This is a genomic window from Brevundimonas sp., from assembly GCF_029945885.1.
In the GTDB taxonomy this organism is placed as follows: Bacteria; Pseudomonadota; Alphaproteobacteria; order Caulobacterales; family Caulobacteraceae; genus Brevundimonas.
Window position 1 is genome coordinate 45,552 of the sequence record NZ_JAQSDK010000013.1, and the last position, 19,571, is coordinate 65,122.

Sequence of the window (19,571 nt, forward strand, 5' to 3'; positions counted from 1 at the left end):
GGCGGCGGGTCGGTCGCTCAGGGGGTCGGGGTCGAATGCACCGACGGCGAGCAGGACGCGGCACAGGCCATCTCGGTCGCCTGGCCGCCGCGCCAGATCCGGACCTGACCGTCACCGCTGCCGGCGGTCACGACGACCCGACTCTGGAACACGGTGCGGCCGATGGCGTCGACGGCGATGACCTCGGTCACGCCGTAGCCCTTGCCGGTGATGTAGAGGGTGTTGGCGTCCACCACGGTGACATCGGCGATCTGCGAATTGCCGACGATGACCGATCCGGCGGGGCCGCTCAGCTGAACGCGGGTCGACTGGTCGATGCCGACGTTCATCGGCTGGGCCTGGGCCAGGGCGATCCCCGGCAGGCCGAGGACGGCGACGGCCAGAACGGCCAGCCGGGCGAGGGGACGTATGGCGACGGATCGGGACATGGCGGCGGGGTTCCACTTTATCGAGGGCGCGCGCGAGGCGACGCGGACGAAGGTGCCTGCCAAACCTCAACAAAGTCTGAAACGCCCCTCGGTATAGTAAACGCAGTGTAACCAGAAATTTTTTGAATATCGACGTTGACTTTACTGGACTTTAATCAACGTCCGGCATTGTCGGCATGTAAGAAGGGGTCAAGCGGGCAAACCGATGACCCTCCTGGTGGAAATCGACTGCTCGCTCAAAGAAGGATACTGACCATGACCAAATTCGTTTCGCGCTTCATGAATGATGAGTCCGGTGCCACGGCCATTGAATATGGCCTGATCGCCGCCCTGATCGCCGTTGTCATCATCTCGGCTGTGACCGCCCTGGGCACGACCATCAAATCGAAATTCAATGCCGTCGTCACCGGCATGGGCGGAACCGCCGGCGCCTAACAGGCCCCGACCGTCGTCTTGAAACCGGGAGGGCCGGAGCGGAAACGCTCCGGCCCTTTTGGCATCCGGGGCGTTGTCGAATTACAATAAAGGTTCAGTAACTACGCCTGGCGACCCGTCCTTAACCTACATGGGCGATGGTGATCCTGCGTTTTGGGGGTCAGGCGGGCTACCGGCTCCCCCGCCAACTGCTCGCTTCACTTTCACATTGAGGAAATCCAGATGACCAATTTTGTTTCGCGTTTCATGAATGATGAGTCCGGTGCCACGGCCATCGAATATGGCCTGATCGCCGCCCTGATCGCCGTCGTGATCATTTCGGCCGTGACCGCACTCGGCTCGACGATCAAGGACAAGTTCAACGCCGTCGTCACCGGCATGGGCGGAACCGCCGGCGCCTAACGGGCCCCGACTGTCGTCTTGAAACCGGGAGGGCCGGAGCGGAAACGCTCCGGCCCTTTTGGCGTCCGGTGACCGGTGGATCGATCCCGGGCTGAAACCCCGTTTTAACCGGCGCTGATGCACAAGGGCCGGATGGACACCCTGACCCTGATCCTGCTCAGCATTCTTCCGGCCCTGGCCATCACGGCCGGGTTGAAGGACCTGATCAGCATGACCATCCCGAACTGGATTTCGGGCGCTCTGGTCGTCGGCTTCTTTCCCGCAGCCCTGGCGGTCGGCCTGGCCCCGCTGGCCGTGGCGGCTCATGTCGGGGTGGCGATCGCTGCCCTGTTCATCGGGGCCGGAATGTTCGCCCTGCGCTGGATCGGCGGTGGTGACGCCAAGCTGATCGCCGCGTCCTGTCTGTGGCTCGGGATCACCGGGTCGGGCATGTTCCTGCTGTGGACCGGCCTGGTCGGCGGCCTGTTCTGTCTGGTCCTGATCTTCGCCCGCTTCTATTCTCGCCCTTATCTGCTGGGCGCGCCCGGCTGGGTCGTCCATCTGATGGAGCCCCGGGGCGACATCCCCTACGGCGTCGCGATCGCGATCGGGGCCCTGATGGCCTATCCGTCCAGTGCGCTGCTGGAGAGCTTTTCCGCCGGTCTGTGACCTGCCGCCCGCCCAGGCGGGCGAAAGCCGGGCTTAGGGGCGCGTTAACCTGCGGGCTTCATGGTCATTAATGGCAGGGGCCGGAACCCGAATCCGCGTCCGGGCGCGCCTGCCGGAGACCTGCGATGAAGCCCGCCCGTATCGTCGTCATCTGTATCGCCGCCGTTTCGGCCATCGGCCTCGCCCTCGTGGTGCGGGCGATGGGGTCCGGCGCGCCGACGGCCGTGGCCACGGCCGCGCCGGTTGTCGCGGTTGTGCCGATGGCCAAGGTGCTGGTCGCCGCCCGTGATCTGGAGCCCGGCCGCCGGCTGGCTGATTCGGACATGGCCTGGAAAGACTGGCCCGCCGCTGACGTCAATCCGATGTTTATTACCGACGGCACGGTGCCGGTCCCGGGCACCGAGGCTACCGAGGCCAGGCCCGAAGGGGCTGTCGCCAGCGTCACCCGCGCTGCAAGCGACCTGGCCACCGGCGGAGCCAAGGGCGATTATGTCGGCTCGGTCGTGCGCGAACCCATTCTGGCCGGAGAGCCGATCGTGGGCCGCAAGATCGTCCGGGCCGGCGACAGCGGCTATATGGCCGCCTATCTGGAGCCCGGCATGCGGGCCATGGCGATCCGCGTGACGGTTGAAACCGCCGCCGGCGGCTTCATCCTGCCGGGCGACCGGGTCGACGTCCTGCTGACCCGCGAGACCAATCTGTCGAATGCCGGTACCAGCGAAGGGGATCGCTCGAAATTCACCTCCGCGACCGTGATGCAGAACGTCAAGGTCCTCGCCATCGACCAGTCGACCCGCGCCGGCGACGACGAACAGGCCGTTGTTGGTGCCACAGCCACCCTGGAACTGGGTCCGCGCGACGCCGAGTCCCTGGCCCTGGCCAAGTCCGAAGGCGAGCTGTCCCTGGTGCTTCGCTCCTATGCCGACACGGCCGGGCCGTCCGGCGGGGTCGGCGCGGCGGCGCGTCAATCCCAGGCTGTCCGCGTCTATCGCGGCGGTACTCCTGAAGTGGTGGTGGTCCAATGATACGCCTGACCCTGCCCCGTTTCGCCACTACCGCCTGTGCCGCCGTCCTGGCCCTGGGCGTGCTCGCCCCGGTGAGCGCCGCGGCCCAGACCCGGTCGACGGTGGCGATGGGCACAGCCCCGCAATTGATCAACCTGCCGCGCGGCTCGTCGATGGCCATCGACCTGCCCAGCGACGCCCGTGACGTGATCGTGCCCAATCCGCAGGTCGCCGAGGCCATGCTGCATTCGCCGCGGCGGATTACCATCATCGGCCTGCAGCCGGGCGAGACCGATGCGGTCATTCTCGACGCCGCCGGCCGGACCATCCTGTCGCTGCGTATCCGCGTCGACGCCGGGGTCTCGGCCCTGCAGGACACGCTGGACCGGGTCCTGCCCGGGTCGAACGTTCACGCCGAGGCGGTGAATGACAGCATTATCCTGACCGGTCTGGTCACCAGTCCCGGCGAGGCCGACCGGGTGACCCAGATCGCCCGCGCCTTTGTCTCGGCACCCGAGAAGGTGCTGAACATGATGACCATCGCCGGCTCCGACCAGGTCATGGTCAAGGCCCGGGTGGTCGAGGTGCAGCGCACCGCGGTCAAACAGCTGGGTCTCGACGTCAGCGCGGTGCTGAACAATATCGGCGACGGCCTGACCTTCGCCCAGTCCGCTACCTTCGGTGTCGCGGGCAGTCAGCTGGGCGGCGGCGTCGCCACCTATACGGACAATGCCGGCAACGGAAATTCCCTGGTCGGAACCCTGCGGGCCTTCGAACGCGCCGGTCTGGTGCGGATCCTGGCCGAGCCCAACCTGACCTCGGTCAATGGCGAGAATGCAGAATTCCTGGCCGGCGGCGAGTTTCCGGTGCCGGTCGGTCGCGATGATCGCGGCAATATCTTGATCGAGTTCAAACCTTTCGGCGTGCGCCTGGCCTTCCGGCCGATCGTCCTGTCGCAGGGGCGGATCTCGCTGCAGCTGTCGACCGAGGTTTCGGAACTGACGACCCAGGGGGCCTTCACCCTGGGCGGCACGGCCAACAACGCCCTGGTGGTGCCCGCGCTGAACGTGCGCCGTGCCTCCAGCACGGTGGAACTGCCCTCGGGCGGATCGCTGATGATTGCCGGCCTGCTGCGCGAGGACACCCGCCAGAACATCGACCAGCTGCCCGGTGCCGGCGATCTGCCCATCCTGGGGGCCCTGTTCCGGTCGCGCGACTATCTGTCGGGTGAGACCGAATTGGTCATCATCGTCGAGGCCTATATCGTCTCGCCGACCTCGCCGGGCCGTCTCCAGACCCCGGCTGACGGCCTGCAGACCGCCAGTGACGCCCAGACCATCCTGTTCGGCCAGCTGAACCAGCAGTACGGCCGCGCGGCCGATGCCGCCCCCGCCACGGCCCAGGCCGGCTGGCAGGGCCCCGTGGGCTATGTGATCGAATGAGGACGCCCGTGACCATCGCCAGATCCCCCGTGACCGTCGCGGCCACCCTAGCCGCCGTGCTCGCCGCCGGCCTGGTCGTGACCGGGTGTGGCGGCGTCGCCGCCGGTGGCGGCACCCTGCCGCTGACCCCGATCTCGCGCTATTCCCTGCAGGTCGAGCCTGGTCTGGACCGCATCGCCCTTGCGGTTCATGAGGGCGGCCTGTCGGGAACGCAGCGCGCGGCCCTGACCGCCCTGGCCGGGCGGTTCAACGCCGCCGGGGCCGACCATATCCGTATCGAGGCCCCATCGGGAGACGACCCGGTCTCCGGCGAAGCCGCCTGGGGAGCGCGCACCGCCCTGGAGCAGGCCGGCATCCCGGGTAACCGGATCGAGGTCGCGGCCTATGTCGCGCCCGACCCGCGCGCGCCGGTCCTGGCCGGGTTCGAGACCTTCAAGGCCCATGTGCCCGACTGTTCCGTCGAGCACGGCGACATGGCCGGACGGATGTCGAACCAGTCGTCGATCGGTCTCGGCTGCGCCATTACCGCCAATATGGCGGCCCAGATCGCTGATCCGCGCGACATCGTCGCGCCGCGGGCCATGACGCCGTCCGACTCGGGCCGTGCCGCGGTGATCTTCGACAACTATCGCAGTGGCCAGGCGACCTCGGCACCCCAGGACGCCCTGGTGTCCGGGCGTATCTCTCGAGCGGTGGAATAGCGGCCCGATGAGTAGCGCCTTCGCTCCCACCTCTTTCGACGTTTCGGACGACGAGTTCGATCTCGACATGGACTTCGCCGCTGACGCGGCCGGGGCCCCGGTCGGGGCCTTTCCCGATGAGTCCGTCGCTGACATCAATCCGCGCGAACCTCTGCAGTTCACCAGCCCGGCCGAGACGGCTGCGGCGACGCCGGCCCAGGCCGGTTTCAACCCGGTCGGCGCGCTGGTGGCCGGGGCCTCCGCGGCCTTCTCGGCCCCGGTCGTGTCCGGCCCGGGGAGCTCGCCCAGTATCGGCGAGGTGTCGGTGCCCCGCATCGCCATTCATGTCTTCGCCGAACGTCAGGACACCCTGGCGGCCGCCGAACGCGCCGGTCAGGACCGGCGTCTGTCACGCGCCACGACCCAGATCCGTATCGGCGGGGTTGCCGCCGCGGTCGAGGCCTATCAGCACGAGCCCACACCGCCGCTGATTATCGTCGAATGTCTGACCGATCCTGACCGCCTGCTGCACGAGGTCGATCTGCTGGCCCAGGTCTGCGACGCCGGCACCAAGGTGGTGGTGATCGGGGCGACCAACGACATCCTGCTGTTCCGCGAACTGATGCGGCGCGGGGTCAGCGAATATCTGGTGGCCCCGGTCCAGCCCCTGCAGCTGATCTCGGCCATCGGCGGGCTGTTCGCCGATCCGGCCCAGCCCTTCATCGGTCGCTCGATCGCCTTTGTCGGGGCCCGGGGCGGTACCGGTGCCTCTACCGTGGCCCACAACACCGCCTATGCGATGAGCGAGCGGATCGGGGCCAATACAGTCATCGTCGATTTCGACCTGCCGTTCGGGACCGCCGGTCTGGACTTCAACCAGGACCCGCTCAGCGGGGTGGCTGATGCCCTGAGCCAGCCCGACCGGCTGGATGCCGTCCTGCTGGACCGGATGATGGTCCGCTGCACCGACAAGCTGAGCCTGTTTGCCGCGCCGGCGACCCTGGACACGGACTGGGACATCACGCCCGAGGCCTTCGAGGAGGTCACGACGCGGATTCGCTCGACCGCCCCCTTCGTGGTTCTGGACCTGCCCCACCTGTGGTCGGGCTGGATGCGCCGCAGCCTGATCGCCGCCGATGAGGTGGTGGTGGTGGCGACGCCGGATCTGGCCTCGCTGCGCAATGCCAAGAACATGATCGACCTGATCCGCAGCGGTCGGCCCAATGACGCGCCGCCGCGACTGGTGCTGAACCAGGTCGGTGTCCCCGGACGCCCGGAGATTCCGGCCAAGGATTTCGGGGCCGCCCTCGGCGTCCACCCCAGCCTGATCATTCCGTTCGAACCGAAGGTGTTCGGGGCCGCGGCCAACAATGGCCAGATGATCCTGGACGCGGGCGGCAAGTCCAAGGCCGGCGAGGCCTTCCAGACCCTGGCCCAGATCGTTTCACGGCGTGAGCTTCCGCTCGTCGCCGGACCCAAGGGCAAGGCCGGAGCCGCAGGCTCCGGTTCGCTCTTCGGCAAGATGTTCAAGAAACGCTGACGGGATCACGGGTGTTCGGTAAACGCACAGCTCAGCCGGGCGGGATCGCCCCCGCACCGCCGCCGGCCCCGAAGCCGGCTGCGGCGGCGCAGCCGTCGGCCGGCATCCAGACCGCAGCCTTCGGCTTCGGCGGTGACGAACCGGCCCCCGCACAGCCGCCCGCGGGGTCACCCGCCGGGAACACGGCCGCCTCCTATGCCGCCAAGCCGGCCTCGCCGGCGGCGGATCGCCTCGATGCCCTGGCCGCCCGCCCCAAGGCCGCGGCCCAGCCCGCGCCCAGGGCCAACGGCCCCGGCCCCAAGGCCACGCCGGGCTTTGAACAGCTGAAGAAGGCCCAGGCGGTCGAGGTCGTCCGCGAGCAGTCCGACTATTATCACGCGACGAAGACGACGATCTTCAACGCCCTGATGAACACGATCGACCTGGCCCAGCTGGCGCAGCTCGACACCAAGGCCGCATCGGAAGAGATCCGCGACATCGTCGCCGAACTGGTGGCGATCAAGAACGTCTCCATGTCGGTGGCCGAGCAGGAGCACCTGGTTCAGGATATCGTCAACGACGTCCTCGGCTACGGGCCTCTGGAGCCGCTGCTGGCCCGCGACGACATCGCGGACATTATGGTGAACGGGGCCGGCCGGGTCTTCATCGAGGTCAACGGCAAGGTCCAGCTGACCAATGTCCGCTTCCGCGACAACACCCAGCTGATGAATATCTGCCAGCGGATCGTCAGCCAGGTCGGCCGCCGCGTCGACGAAAGCTCGCCGATCTGCGACGCCCGCCTGCCCGACGGCAGTCGCGTCAACGTCATCGCCCCGCCGCTGGCCATCGATGGCGCGACCCTGACGATCCGGAAATTCAAGAAAGACAAGCTGACGATGCGCAATCTGGTGGAGTTCAACTCCATCAGTCCCGAGGGGGCGCGCGTGCTCGGCGTCATCGGGGCCTCGCGCTGTAATCTGGTGATCTCGGGCGGTACCGGTTCCGGCAAGACGACGCTGCTCAACACCCTGACCGCCTTCATCGATCCGACCGAGCGGGTCATCACCTGCGAGGACGCGGCCGAACTGCAGCTGCAGCAGCCGCATGTGGTGCGTCTGGAGACGCGGCCGCCCAATCTCGAGGGCCAGGGCATGATCACCATGCGCGACCTGGTCAAGAACTGCCTGCGGATGCGTCCCGAGCGGATCATCGTCGGTGAGGTGCGTGGTCCCGAGGCCTTCGACCTGCTGCAGGCCATGAACACCGGCCACGACGGCTCGATGGGCACGCTGCACGCCAACAGTCCGCGCGAGGCCATCAGCCGGATGGAATCGATGATCACCATGGGTGGCTACGGCCTGCCGTCGAAGACCATCCGCGAGATGATCGTCGGCTCGGTCGACGTCATCATCCAGGCCGCCCGCCTGCGCGACGGCAGCCGCCGCATCACCCACATCACCGAGGTTGTCGGCCTTGAGGGTGATGTGATCGTGACCCAGGACCTGTTCGTCTACGAGATCACCGGCGAGGACGAGAACGGCAAGATCGTCGGCCGTCACCGCTCGACCGGTATCGCCCGTCCGCGCTTCTGGGACCGGGCGCGCTACTACGGTCTGGAACGCGAACTGGCCGAAGCTCTGGACGCGGCGGAGTAGGGCGATGTTGCCGATTCTCGCCGCCGTCCTGGCCTTCATCACCATCGGCGGACTCGGCTGGGTCTTCGTCGGCGGTGACGACTCCACCGGCGAGGCCGTGAAACGGGCCCAGGGGTTCGGTGCGCCCAAGACGGCCATGTCCCGGAAGGCGGCTTCGGCGGTCAGTACGCCCGAGGCCCGCCGCAAACAGATCATGAGTCAGTTGCAGGAGGTCGAGCGCAAGGAGCGCAAGGCCCGCATGACCATGGCGGCCAAGCTGAAACACGCCGGTCTGGCGATGAATATTCGTACCTTCTGGATCGTCAGCGGCGGCCTGGGGCTCAGCGCCCTGTTGCTGGTCCTGCTGTTCACCTCGAACCTGCTTCTGGCCCTCGGGGCCGGGATCGTTCTCGGCCTGGGCCTGCCGCGCTGGGTGGTCGGGTTCCTCGGCAAGCGCCGGATGAAGAAATTCTCGTCCGAGTTCGCCAATGCCGTCGACGTCATCGTTCGCGGCATCAAGTCCGGCCTGCCGGTCCACGACTGTTTCAAGATCATCGGCCGCGAGAGCCCGGCCCCGCTGGGTCCCGAGTTCCAGCATCTGGTCGAGGGCATGGCCGTCGGCCTGACCCTGCCCCAGGCCCTGGACAAGATGTATGAGCGGATGCCGACGCCGGAGCTGAAATTCTTCTCCATCGTCATTGCCATCCAGCAGAAGACCGGCGGTAACCTGGCCGAGGCCCTGACCAATCTGTCGACCGTGCTGCGGGCGCGCCGGATGATGGGCGAGAAGATCAAGGCCCTGTCGTCGGAGGCCACGGCCTCGGCCGGCATCATCGGTTCGCTGCCACCGGCGGTGATGATCCTGGTGACCATGACCACCCCCGCCTACATGATGGTCCTGTTCACCGACCCTCGCGGCCAGTTCATGCTGTTCGTGGCCGCCTCGATGATGGGCTTCGGCATCTTCGTGATGAAGAAGATGATCGCGTTCAAATTCTGATGGGCAGGTCGTCGACATGATCGCGTTTTTCACCGACCCGCGGAACCTGCTGAGTCTCGGCGTCGCGGTCGCCGTGTTCGCCACCCTGATCAGCCTGATGGGGTCGATGGGCGGCGGGGTAAAGCTGGAGAGCCGGATGAAGGCCGTCGCCCTGCGTCGCGACGAGCTGAAGCGGCGCTCGCGACAGGCCATGGCGGCCGGGCCGGGCGGGCTGCGCCACACCGACGAGGGGTTCAAGAAACGCGTCGTCGACCGGCTGAACCTGAGCAAATTGATCGAGGACCCCAAGGTCGCCGAACAGATGGCCCAGGCCGGCTACCGCGGTCCGCGGCCCCTGACGACCTTCTATTTCTTCCGCTTCTCCATGCCCTTCGCCTTCATGGCGTTCACGGCCTTCTATCTGTTCGTCTTCAATGATTTCGGCCTGCCGACGATGACGCGGGTGACGGCGGTCATGGCCTCGGCCCTGGCCGGCTTCTATGCGCCGAACATGTTCATCTCGAACCGAATCTCGCAGCGTCGCACCTCGATCATGCAGGCCTTCCCGGATGCGCTGGACCTGCTGCTGATCTGCGTCGAGGCCGGGATGTCGATCGAGGCGGCGATCCAGAAGGTCAGCCAGGAGATCGGCGGCTCGTCGATCGATCTGGCCGAGGAGCTGACCCTGCTGTCGGCCGAGCTGAGCTATCTGCCCGACCGGCGCATGGCCTATGAGGGTCTGGCCAAACGCACCAACCATCCGGGGGTCCGTTCGGTGGCCACGGCCATGACCCAGGCCGAGACCTATGGCACGCCGCTGGGCACGGCCCTGCGGACCATGGCCAAGGAAAACCGCGACCTGCGCCTGTCGGCGGCCGAGAAGAAGGCTGCGGCCCTGCCGGCCAAGCTGACCGTGCCGATGATCCTGTTCTTCCTGCCGGTGCTGTTCATCGTCATCCTGACCCCGGCGATCATCAACATCCAGGACACGATGGCCAAGGGCGGCTAGTCCGCCGGTCCGGCGTGACGCTCAGTCGTCCGCGAGGGCGGCTGTCCGCAGGCCTTCGGCCACGGCCTCGCAGGCGGCGCGCAGGGTCTTGCGGTGCTTGTCGTGAAACAGTTCGCCGCGCAGGCCGGAGAAGATGAAGCCGTTGGAAACGATGCAGTTTCCGGGGGCCAGCTCCTCGATCTCGAAATAGCGGATCACATTGAAGGCCCAGCCGCGTTTTTCGGCCCAGATCAGCTGGGCATAGGGCTGCCAGTCACCGATCCGAACCGTGGTCGGCCGGTCGGGGAGGCCGGGGATGGATTCGGTCAGGCTGATCTGGCCGCCGAAGGCGATGGCCCCCTGCAGCCCGGTCTCGACCGGATTCCAGCGGTCCCAGCCGCTCAGGTCGGCCAGGAGGTCCCACAGCCGCTCACTGCTGGCCTGGACCCCGACGCGCTTCTCGATCTTGGCAGTCTCCATGGGCGGGGTTTCGCACGGCTCCGTTGCGGAAGGAAGATGCTCAGCGGTTACCTTCGGGACCGGGCTGGGAGGCGGGCGGAGTCTCGGGCGAGGGCCCGTCGTCGCGTCCGGTCGGGGCCAGGGCCAGACTGCGCAGCTGCGGACTGGTGAAACAGACGATGAAGGCGATCGCCAGCAACAGGCCGTTGGCCAGGAAGGGGGCGGGGGTCGACAGCTGGTACAGGGCCACGCCGATCACCGGTGGGCCGAGGAAGCTGAGGCCGGCGACCGACATCATCAGGCCGGCGACCGATCCCTGTTCGTGATCGCTGACGGCGAGAGATGAGCCGGCGGTAAAGCCGGGACGGGCGAAACCGATCCCCATCGAGATCACCGCATAGCCGACCACCGCACCGAAATAGCCGGGCGCGACGACGCTCATCAGGTTTCCCAGCAGGGCGATGGCCGCCCCCCAGCGCATCAGGGCGCGCGGCTGCAGTTTCAGCAGCGGGATCAGGCCCCACTGGACCATCAGTGTGCCCAGGGCCCCGGCGAACATGGCCAGGCCGATGAAGGGCTGGGCCGCGCTGACGCTCGCCCCGGTCCGTCCCATCTCGTCGATAACATGGAAGCCCAGGACCGAGATGTTGACCGCCTGGGTGCCGGTGATGAGGACGCCGTAGATCAGGAAGTCGCGGACCCGGCGGTCCTTCCACAGGCCGCGTCCGACCGCATGGTCGGGCTTGCCGCTGGGTGAGGGGATACGCACGACCTCGCCACTGGGCAGGCGTCGCCAGACCAGGACCAGCACCACGGCCCCGAGGGCGGCGAACGCATACATGGGGCCCGCCAGGCCGATCAGGGGCAGGACGAAGAAGGGAGCCAGCACCGGCCCGGCCACCGTGCCCAGGCCCTGGGCCGAGGCCAGCAGCGACATGGCCTGGGTCCGGTCGGCCGGACCGGTGCGGTCGGCGACATAGGCCTGGGAGGCGATCGGGGCGGCCGAGCCGAACACGCCATAGATGGTCCGGGCCAGGGCCATCAGCACGAAGGCGACACCGACGCCGAGCCAGCCCTCGAGCCCCGAGGTCGCGGCCAGGCCGAAGCCGGCCATGGAGACGACGAAACCGCCGAGGCCGATCATGATTACCCGCTTGCGGCCCAGACTGTCCGACAGCCGGGCCCAGAAGGGCGAGGCCAGGGTCCACATCAGGGCCGAGATGGCGAAGGCGGCGGCGACCAGGGTATCGGCCAGGCCGAACTCGCGGCCGATGGCGGGCAGCACCGACTGCAGGCCCATATTGCCGGCCGCCGCGATCAGGCTGACGGCGAACAGGATCAGAAAGGCGGGGGAACGCGGCCCCATGCTCGCGGGCGAGGTCGGCATGTTCACCCGGCGTCGCTGTCGATGATCAGGACCGGTTTCAGTCGCCGGTCGTCCTCAAGACCCAGCCGGGCCTTGACCTCGAACAGGTCAGCCCCGGTCGGAACGATCAGCATTTCCTTGGGGCGGGCCGCATTGACGGCCACCACGGCATTCTTCGGGCAGATGTCAAAACAGGGCGTATGGACCACGGCCAGTGTCGCCTTCCTGCCCTTGCCGGCTTTCAGATATTTCCGAAGCGCCTTCTTGAGCGTGTGGTTCCCGTCGGGGCCGAAGCCGCCGTCCAGCTTCTTCGAGCATTTACGGCACACCAGCACCACATTGCGCAGCCGGGTTTTCGCGGAATCTATGGCCATGGCGTCAGGATCGGTGTTTCCCGCGCCTTGCACAAGGCGTCGCGCGCGGCCCATCATCCCCCTGAACCGGGGAGCTGCCGATGTCCATCCGCCAACTGATCACCGGGACCGCAATCGCGCTGGTCCTGTCCGCCGGGGCCGCCCAGGCCCAGACCGCCGATAGCGCCGCCGTGGCCACCGCGGTCGAGGCCGTCCTGCCCGAGGTCGTGGCCTGGCGTCGCGACTTCCACCGCCATCCGGAGCTGGGCTTTGCCGAGACCCGGACGGCCGCGATCATCGCCGCCCATCTGGAGTCGCTGGGCATGGAGGTGCGCACCGGGGTCGGACGCACCGGGGTGGTCGGCATCCTGCGCGGGGCGCGGCCGGGCCGGGTGGTGGCCCTGCGCTCGGACATGGACGCCCTGCCGGTGCTGGAGGCCACGGGCCTGCCGTTCGCCTCGACCGACACCGGTCAATATATGGGCCAGACCGTGCCCGTGGCCCATGCCTGCGGCCACGACGCCCATATGGCCATGCTGATGGGGGCGGCCGAGGTGCTGGCCGGGATGAAGGACCAGATCTCCGGCACGATCGTCTTCATCTTCCAGCCGGCCGAGGAGGGGGCCCCTCCGGGCGAGCCGATGGGCGGGGCCGCCCTGATGATCGCCGAGGGGGCGCTGGCGGATCCCCGGCCCGAGGCCATCTTCGGCCTGCATGTGGTGCCGGGTCTGCCGGGAACCCTGTTCTACCGGCCGGAGGGCTTCATGGCCGCCTCGGACCGGGTCGACATCACCCTGCACGGCAAACAGACTCACGGGGCCTGGCCGTGGCGCGGCGTCGACGTGATCGCCGTGGCCGGTCAGGTGGTCGAGACGATCAATACCCTGACCGCCCGCACCGTCGATCCGACCACCACCCCGACCGTCTTCACCATCGCCACCATCAATGCCGGGGTGCGTTACAACATCATTCCCGACGAGGCGGTGTTGTCCGGCACACTGCGGACCTTCAACATCGCCCAGCGCGACGCCCTGGTGGCCCGGGCCTCGGCGGCGGTCACCCATGTGGCCGAAGCCTATGGGGCGACGGCCGCGTTCGCGGTCAAACAGAATGCGGCCCTGGTCTACAACGACCCCGCCCTGTCGGCCTGGCTGGCCCCGGTCCTGACCGAGGCGGCGGGCGCGGGCCAGGTCAATCCGGCCACGCCCCCGACCACGGTGGCCGAGGATTTCAGCTATTTCCAGCACGAGATCCCGGGCGTGTTCTGGCATCTGGGATCCAGCCCCGACGGGGTCGACCCGGCCACCTCGGCCCCGAACCATTCGCCGCAGTTCGACGTCAACGAAAAGATCCTGGCCGTCGGCGTGCGGTCCGAGGTGCTGACGGCGTTGCGCTTTCTTGAGCGCTAGAGCGAAATCGGTTGAGTTGGACGCGGTCCAACTCGGCTCAGATTTCGCTCCAGCTTGATGCTGGACCATTTTTTGGATTCGGGTCGATCCGACCCGAAACAAAAATGGTCTAGGCCAGGCGTTCGAATACGGTGGCGATCACGCGCTGGTAGACCCCGGTCAGGGCCTCGATCTCGGCCACCGGCACCCGTTCGTCGATCTGGTGCATGGTCTGGCCGACCAGACCCAGTTCCAGCACCGGGCACATGGCGCGGATGAAGCGGGCGTCCGAGGTGCCGCCGGTGGTCGAGGCCACGGGGCGATGGCCGCAGACGGCCTCGACCGCGTCCTGAACCGCACTGACGAAGGGGCCGGGCTCGGTCAGGAAGGCATTGCCCGAGCACAGATGTTCCAGCTCGATCCTCTGGCCCGAGGCGGCCTGGGCCTCGCCCGCCTGCACATTCAGCCAGGCGATCAGCGCGTCGCCGGTATGGGTCGGGTTGAAGCGGATGTTGAGCCGCGCCTTCGCCTCGGCCGGGATGACGTTGCTGGCGTCATTGTCGATATTGATGGCGGTGATCTCGAGGTTCGACGGCGGGAATTCGGGATAGCCGTCGTCCAGCACGTGATCGTTCAGCGCCGTCAGCAGCCTGGCCAGCACCGGGGCCGGATTGGCGGCGCGGTCGGGATAGGCGACGTGGCCCTGTTTGCCGTGGACGGTGATCCAGCTGTTCAGCGAGCCGCGCCGGCCGATCTTGATCATGTCGCCCAGATGGGTCGAGGACGACGGTTCGCCGACGACGCAGGCGTCGATCGTCTCGCCCTCGGCCATCAGGGTCTGGACCACGCGCTTGGTGCCGTGCAGGGCCGGGCCTTCCTCGTCACCGGTGATCAGGAAGGACAGGGAGCCGGCCGGTTCCCCCTCGGCCAGCACGCGCGACACGGCGGCGATCCAGGCGGCGATGCCGCCCTTCATGTCGACCGCGCCGCGGCCGTACAGGATGCCGTCGCGGACCTCGGCCTCGAACGGAGCTGACGACCAGGCGGCGGCGGTGCCGGTCGGAACCACATCGGTATGGCCGGCGAAACACAGGTTGGGCGAGGCGGTGCCGCGTCGGGCGTACAGGTTCTCGATCCCCTCAAACGGCATGCGGCGGCAGTGGAAGCCGAGGCCGGTCAGCAGGGTCTCGATCATATCCATGGCCCCGGCGTCGACCGGGGTCACCGACGGTCGGCGGATCAGGTCACGGGTCAGTTCGACGGGATCGATCAGGGCAGGGGGTGCGTCGCTCATGGTCCTATGCTTTAGGGACATCGGACCAGCGCGAGAAGGGGTGACCCGACATGCCGAAGATCGAGATCGACACTGCCCCGACGGTGAACGGCACCACCTATCCCGAGGAATTCGCCGCGCCGTGCAAGCCGCGTCGGCGCTGGCGGCTGGGCGAGGCCGTCGGACTGGACCAGTTCGGGGTCAATCTGCTGCACCTGCCGGCCGGGGCCTGGTCCAGCCAGCGCCACTGGCACGAGACCGAGGACGAATTCGTCTGGGTGCTGGAAGGCGAGGTGGTTCTGGTCGAGGACGACGGCGAGACCGTGTTGAAGGCGGGCGACTGCGCCGGCTGGAAGGCCGGGGTGGCCAACGGTCATGTGCTGCAGAACCGGTCGGACGCCGAGGCGGTCCTGCTGGAGGTCGGCAGCCGCAACTTCGGCGGTGACGGGGTCGACTATTCCGACATCGACATGGTCCTGCCCCGCGGGGGTGACGGCTATCAACATCGCGACGGAACGCCGTACCCCAAACATGACCGACGCAGCTGAATCCACCCCGCCGGAGTCGTCCGGTACCGATCCTTGGAAGCTGCGCGATTTCCGCCTGTTGTGGGTCGGGCGGCTGGCCGCCGTGTTCGGCATCCAGGTCCAGTCCTCGGCCCTGTTGTGGCAGGTCTATGAGATCGCCCGGCGCGACCACCCGATCGAACAGGCCAGCCTGTATCTGGGGCTGGTCGGACTGGTGCAGTTCCTGCCGATGCTGGCCCTGACCCTGCCGGCGGGCGAGATGGCCGACCGGCGCGACCGGCGGATGACCGTGGTCGCCTCCATCAGCGTCGAGGCGGCCTGCGCCATCGCCTTCCTGGCCATGGCCATCCATGGGTCACCGCCGCTGTGGGGGCTGCTGACCGTGGCCTGTGTATTCGGGGCGGCGCGCGCCTTCCTGGCTCCGGCCAGCCAGGCCTTCCTGCCGATGGTGGTCGGGATGAAGGCCCTGCCCAAGGCCATCGTCGCCCAGTCCCTGGCCTTCCAGACCGGGGCCATCGCCGGCCCGGCCCTGGGCGGGGTCATCGTCGGTATCTCGACACCCCTGGCCTATGGCGTGTCGCTGGGCATGTTCGCGGTCGGCCTGTCGGCCATGCTGCTGATCCGTACCAGTGGTCGCCCGGTGCGGCTGAACGGCCTGATCCGGCGTTGGGCCGCGGTCAAGGAAGGGCTGCAATACGTCTGGTCGACGCGCATCGTGCTGGGGGCCATCTCGCTGGACCTGATCGTGGTGCTGCTGGCCGGGGTAGCGTTGCTGACCCCGGTGTTCGCCCGCGACATCCTGATGATCGGACCCGAGGGCTTCGGCCTGTTGCGGGCCTCGTTCGGGGTCGGGGCCCTGGTCATGGCCCTGTATCTGGGGCGGTTTCCGATCCTGCGGCGCGGGGGCGTGTGGATGTTCGGGGCCGTGGCCGTGTTCGGGATCTGCACCCTGATCTTCGGCCTGTCCAAGGTCGCCTGGCTCAGCGCCCTGGTGCTGTTCATCGGCGGGGCCGCCGACATGATCAGCGTCAACATCCGCCAGACCCTGATCCAGATCGCCACCCCCGATCACATGCGTGGCCGGGTGTCCTCGGTATCGATGTTGTTCATCGGGGCGTCCAACGAATTGGGCGAGGCCTATTCCGGGGTCATGGTCCGGCTGATGGGCCCGATCGGCGCGGCGGTGTTCGGCGGGGCCGCGGCCCTGGGCGCGACCGGCCTCTGGGCGAAACTGTTCCCGGGCCTGCGCAAGGCGGACAAGCTGGGCTAGGGCGGACGCTTGGGCCGGATGCCTAGGCGGGGGCACCCGGCCCGAGGGTCGGGACGCCCCGGGTGTCGGTCGTCAGGATCGCCCCGATCGAGGCCACCACGATACAGCCGATGGCCAGCCATTGCAGGCTGCCGAGCTGCTCATGCAGCAGGAACAGGCCGGCGATCGCGCCGATGGCCGGCTCGGCGGACAGCAGGACGCCGAAGGTTCGTTTGGGGATGTGGCGCAAGGCGATCATCTCCAGCGAATAGGGCAGGGCGCTGGACACCAGCGCCACGCCCAGTCCCAGCAGCAGGACCGACGGGGCCAGCAGGGCCGGACCCGCGCTGATGACGCCGAACGGCAGGATGACCATGGCGGCGGTGCTCATGCCCAGGGCCACCGACTGTCCGGCGTGCATGTGCGACAGCCGTTTGCCGAAGATGATGTACAGGGCCCAGAACAGGCCCGCCGCCGCCGCGAAGGCAACGCCGACCGGGTCCAGCGCATGGAGGCCGCCACGCAGGGGCAGCAGCAGGCCCAGACCGGTGACGGCGCAGGCGATCCAGACGAAATGGATCCAGCGCCGGGAATGAACCAGCGCCAGGGTCAGCGGTCCGGCGAACTCGATGGCGATGGCCGGCCCCAGCGGAATGGTCCGCAGCGACAGGTAGAAGGTCAGGTTCATCAGCCCCAGGACCAGGCCGTACATCAGTACCCGCCCGGCGTCGTCCCGGCTGAGCCGGAACCGCCACGGTCGCCAGATACAGACCAGCACCAGGGCCGACAGCCCGACCCGCAGGGTCGAGGTCCCTTCGGCCCCGACGACCGGGAACAACTGTTTGGCGAACGACGTCCCGACCGACAGCGACACCATCCCGCCCAGCAGGGCCAGATAGGGCAGGGCCGCCAGAACGGGCTGGGTCAGGACCGGGTTGGGGCGGGGCGTCGACATGGGCCCCGATATAGCGGGCCGGACGGGCGTTGCACGGTCGAAATCGGTACGGGGTTAACTGAGGCAGGACGCCCGCCCCCTACGCCCTCACCAGGGCCGGAAATGCTTGCTCAGCTTCAGGCCCTGGCTCTGGTAGTGGCTGCCGCCCTCGCCATACAGGCGGCTCGGCCGTTCGATCAGGGGCTCATAGACCAGACGGGCGACGATCTGGCCGTGTTCCAGCAGGAAGGGGGTGTCGTGGGTGCGCACCTCCAGCACGCCCTTGGAGCCCGCGCCGTGGGCCTCGTCCGTGCCGAAGCCGGGGTCGAAGAAGCCGGCGTAATGGACGCGGAACTCGCCGACCGACGGGTCAATCGGGGTCATTTCGGCGGCCTGGTCGACCGGGATCTCGACGTCGTCGCTGGAGGCCAGGATGTAGAATTCACCCGGATCCAGCAGCAGCTGGCCGGCGCGCAGGGTCAGGGGCTCCCAGAAGTCGCGCGGGTCGTGGCCGTCGATGTGATCCATATTGACCACCCCGGCGTGGCGGCGACCGCGGAAGCCGACCACACCGTCGGTCGTCCCATCCAGATCGACGCCGACGCTGCGGGTCTCCAGCTTGGGCGGTTCGCCGGCCTTCAGCCGCAGCTGGTTCAGCCGGGTGCCGGGCCGGACCAGGATGGAAAAGGTCTGGGGCGCGATCTCCAGATACAGGGGGCCGTCATAGCCCTCGGCGACATCGTCGAACCGGGCACCGGAATCGGTCAGCAGCCGCACGAAGACGTCGACCCGGCCGGTCGAGCTCTTGGGATTGGCGCGGGCGATCAGGCCTTTCGGCAGGCTCAGCCGTTCCTGCAGCCGGGCGATATAGACGCAGCCCTTTTCCAGAACGAAGCCGCCGGACAGGTCGACCGTATGCATCGAGACGTCGGCGATCCGGTCCTCGACCTTGCGGCTGCCGGGCAGGAAGGAGGCGCGCACGCGCCAGGCCTGGTCGGACAGGCGCAGGTCCAGACTGGCCGGCTGCACCTGGTCGGCGTCGAACGAGGTGTCCGAGGTGATCGCGCCACCGGCGATCAGGGCCTCGATGGACTGGCAGGGCAGGATGCCCGGGGCGGTGTTTTCAGAGAACTGCATGGGGTCTGATTACACGTTTTTGCAGCGCGTCTAACCCCCGGGGTGCTTGACGGCGGCGTCGGTTGCGGGACCATGGGCCCATGTATGACACCCACGCCTATGAAGCCGAGACCGACGGCATCGTCGTCAGGGTCCGGCCCTCCTATCTGGCGGGCCAGTCCGACCCCGAGTCCGGGCGCTGGGTCTGGGCCTATCAGGTCGAGATCGAGAACCGCGGCGCGGCGGCGGTGCAGCTGGTGGCGCGCCACTGGATCATCACCGACGCCCGCGGCCAGATCGAGGATGTGCGCGGCCCCGGCGTGGTCGGGGAACAGCCGACCATCCCGCCGGGCGACAGCTATTCCTATACCTCGGGCTGCCCGCTGGGCACGGCCTCGGGCTCGATGGTGGGCAGCTATTCGATGACGGATACCGAGGGGCGATCGTTCGAGGCCGTCATTCCGGCCTTCAGCCTGGACGTCCCGGGCGAGCGGCGGGTGCTGAACTAGGTCCGGCCTCAAGCCACCCGACAGGGCGGTAGACCAAATGCAAAACATCAAGCCCCGAAGGGGCGGGTGAGGGACTGCGTCAACCCGGATAACCGCAGTCCCGCCCCGTGTCCCGCCGACGCAAGGCCAGCGGGGCGGACGGCGGCTCAAATAGGAGCCATCTGTGTTGGTCGTTTGACCGAATTGCGAAGGGCGCACGAAATGAATCCGTGCGCCCCCGGCGCGTTCGCGCGCCCGC

General features: G+C 67.9%; 21 protein-coding genes. 14 read left to right on the top strand and 7 right to left on the bottom strand.

Features of this window, described 5'->3' with window-relative positions:
- Positions 1-17: 17 nt before the first annotated feature.
- Entirely contained in the window at positions 18-428 is a 411-nt protein-coding gene (locus tag PSV00_RS06775; protein ID WP_300445752.1) for a pilus assembly protein N-terminal domain-containing protein, read from the bottom strand.
- A 255-nt stretch (positions 429-683) separates the two neighbouring features.
- On the opposite strand from PSV00_RS06775, the gene PSV00_RS06780 reads away from it, so the two are divergent.
- From PSV00_RS06780 to PSV00_RS06825, 10 genes are all read left to right on the top strand, one after another.
- Positions 684-863: a Flp family type IVb pilin gene (locus PSV00_RS06780; RefSeq protein ID WP_300445753.1), complete on the top strand. Its 180-nt coding sequence runs from the start codon at positions 684-686 to the stop codon at positions 861-863.
- Between the two features lie 222 nt (positions 864-1,085).
- Positions 1,086-1,265 (top strand): Flp family type IVb pilin, encoded by a 180-nt coding sequence (locus PSV00_RS06785; protein WP_300445754.1) that lies wholly within the window; start codon positions 1,086-1,088, stop codon positions 1,263-1,265.
- A gap of 132 nt (positions 1,266-1,397) precedes the next feature.
- The gene (locus PSV00_RS06790) at positions 1,398-1,913 is read left to right on the top strand and encodes a prepilin peptidase (protein ID WP_300445755.1); all 516 of its coding nucleotides are present in this window, start codon (positions 1,398-1,400) and stop codon (positions 1,911-1,913) included.
- Positions 1,914-2,038: 125 nt separating this feature from the next.
- Positions 2,039-2,938: a Flp pilus assembly protein CpaB gene (cpaB, locus tag PSV00_RS06795; protein ID WP_300445756.1), complete on the top strand. Its 900-nt coding sequence runs from the start codon at positions 2,039-2,041 to the stop codon at positions 2,936-2,938.
- Positions 2,935-4,359 carry a type II and III secretion system protein family protein gene (locus PSV00_RS06800; protein ID WP_300445757.1) on the top strand — a complete coding sequence of 475 codons (1,425 nt, stop codon included), beginning with the start codon at positions 2,935-2,937 and terminating at the stop codon, positions 4,357-4,359. Before cpaB ends, PSV00_RS06800 begins: the two co-directional genes overlap by 4 nt.
- Positions 4,360-4,367: 8 nt before the next feature.
- Positions 4,368-5,060 carry a CpaD family pilus assembly protein gene (locus PSV00_RS06805; protein ID WP_300445758.1) on the top strand — a complete coding sequence of 231 codons (693 nt, stop codon included), beginning with the start codon at positions 4,368-4,370 and terminating at the stop codon, positions 5,058-5,060.
- Positions 5,061-5,067: 7 nt separating this feature from the next.
- Positions 5,068-6,579, top strand: a complete 1,512-nt coding sequence (locus PSV00_RS06810) for a CpaE family protein (protein WP_300445759.1) — start codon at positions 5,068-5,070, stop codon at positions 6,577-6,579.
- 104 nt (positions 6,580-6,683) lie between these two features.
- Complete coding sequence (locus PSV00_RS06815) at positions 6,684-8,213, top strand: CpaF family protein (protein WP_300445941.1); 1,530 nt, start codon at positions 6,684-6,686, stop codon at positions 8,211-8,213.
- A gap of 4 nt (positions 8,214-8,217) precedes the next feature.
- Positions 8,218-9,192, top strand: coding sequence for a type II secretion system F family protein (locus PSV00_RS06820; RefSeq protein WP_300445760.1), 975 nt, complete (start codon positions 8,218-8,220; stop codon positions 9,190-9,192).
- A 16-nt stretch (positions 9,193-9,208) separates the two neighbouring features.
- Positions 9,209-10,180, top strand: coding sequence for a type II secretion system F family protein (locus tag PSV00_RS06825; RefSeq protein ID WP_300445761.1), 972 nt, complete (start codon positions 9,209-9,211; stop codon positions 10,178-10,180).
- 21 nt (positions 10,181-10,201) lie between these two features.
- Here PSV00_RS06825 and PSV00_RS06830 read toward each other — a convergent pair whose 3' ends face one another.
- Genes PSV00_RS06830 through PSV00_RS06840 form a run of 3 tightly spaced genes read right to left on the bottom strand, consistent with a single transcriptional unit; the run spans position 10,202 to position 12,358 of the window.
- Positions 10,202-10,639 (bottom strand): SRPBCC domain-containing protein, encoded by a 438-nt coding sequence (locus PSV00_RS06830; protein ID WP_300445762.1) that lies wholly within the window; start codon positions 10,637-10,639, stop codon positions 10,202-10,204.
- Positions 10,640-10,679: 40 nt separating this feature from the next.
- Positions 10,680-12,005 (bottom strand): MFS transporter, encoded by a 1,326-nt coding sequence (locus tag PSV00_RS06835; RefSeq protein ID WP_300445763.1) that lies wholly within the window; start codon positions 12,003-12,005, stop codon positions 10,680-10,682.
- 2 nt (positions 12,006-12,007) lie between these two features.
- A complete protein-coding gene (locus PSV00_RS06840) occupies positions 12,008-12,358 on the bottom strand; it encodes a hypothetical protein (protein WP_300445764.1) in 351 nt (116 codons plus the stop codon).
- 80 nt (positions 12,359-12,438) lie between these two features.
- Here PSV00_RS06840 and PSV00_RS06845 point away from each other — a divergent pair, with 80 nt between their 5' ends.
- A complete protein-coding gene (locus tag PSV00_RS06845; RefSeq protein WP_300445765.1) occupies positions 12,439-13,746 on the top strand; it encodes an amidohydrolase in 1,308 nt (435 codons plus the stop codon).
- A gap of 109 nt (positions 13,747-13,855) precedes the next feature.
- Here the strand turns inward: PSV00_RS06845 and dapE are convergent, their stop codons facing one another.
- Entirely contained in the window at positions 13,856-15,019 is a 1,164-nt protein-coding gene (gene dapE, locus PSV00_RS06850) for a succinyl-diaminopimelate desuccinylase (RefSeq protein WP_300445766.1), read from the bottom strand.
- A gap of 50 nt (positions 15,020-15,069) precedes the next feature.
- Here dapE and PSV00_RS06855 point away from each other — a divergent pair, with 50 nt between their 5' ends.
- Together PSV00_RS06855 and PSV00_RS06860 are read left to right on the top strand one after the other, a co-directional pair.
- Positions 15,070-15,546 carry a cupin domain-containing protein gene (locus PSV00_RS06855; protein WP_300445767.1) on the top strand — a complete coding sequence of 159 codons (477 nt, stop codon included), beginning with the start codon at positions 15,070-15,072 and terminating at the stop codon, positions 15,544-15,546.
- Positions 15,530-16,795: an MFS transporter gene (locus PSV00_RS06860; protein WP_300445768.1), complete on the top strand. Its 1,266-nt coding sequence runs from the start codon at positions 15,530-15,532 to the stop codon at positions 16,793-16,795. Before PSV00_RS06855 ends, PSV00_RS06860 begins: the two co-directional genes overlap by 17 nt.
- 22 nt (positions 16,796-16,817) lie before the next feature.
- Here the strand turns inward: PSV00_RS06860 and PSV00_RS06865 are convergent, their stop codons facing one another.
- Positions 16,818-17,729, bottom strand: coding sequence for a DMT family transporter (locus tag PSV00_RS06865; protein ID WP_300445769.1), 912 nt, complete (start codon positions 17,727-17,729; stop codon positions 16,818-16,820).
- 87 nt (positions 17,730-17,816) lie between these two features.
- The gene (locus tag PSV00_RS06870) at positions 17,817-18,845 is read right to left on the bottom strand and encodes a 2'-deoxycytidine 5'-triphosphate deaminase (RefSeq protein WP_300445770.1); all 1,029 of its coding nucleotides are present in this window, start codon (positions 18,843-18,845) and stop codon (positions 17,817-17,819) included.
- Positions 18,846-18,925: 80 nt separating this feature from the next.
- Here PSV00_RS06870 and apaG point away from each other — a divergent pair, with 80 nt between their 5' ends.
- Positions 18,926-19,333, top strand: coding sequence for a Co2+/Mg2+ efflux protein ApaG (apaG, locus tag PSV00_RS06875; RefSeq protein ID WP_300445771.1), 408 nt, complete (start codon positions 18,926-18,928; stop codon positions 19,331-19,333).
- Positions 19,334-19,571 lie beyond the last annotated feature (238 nt).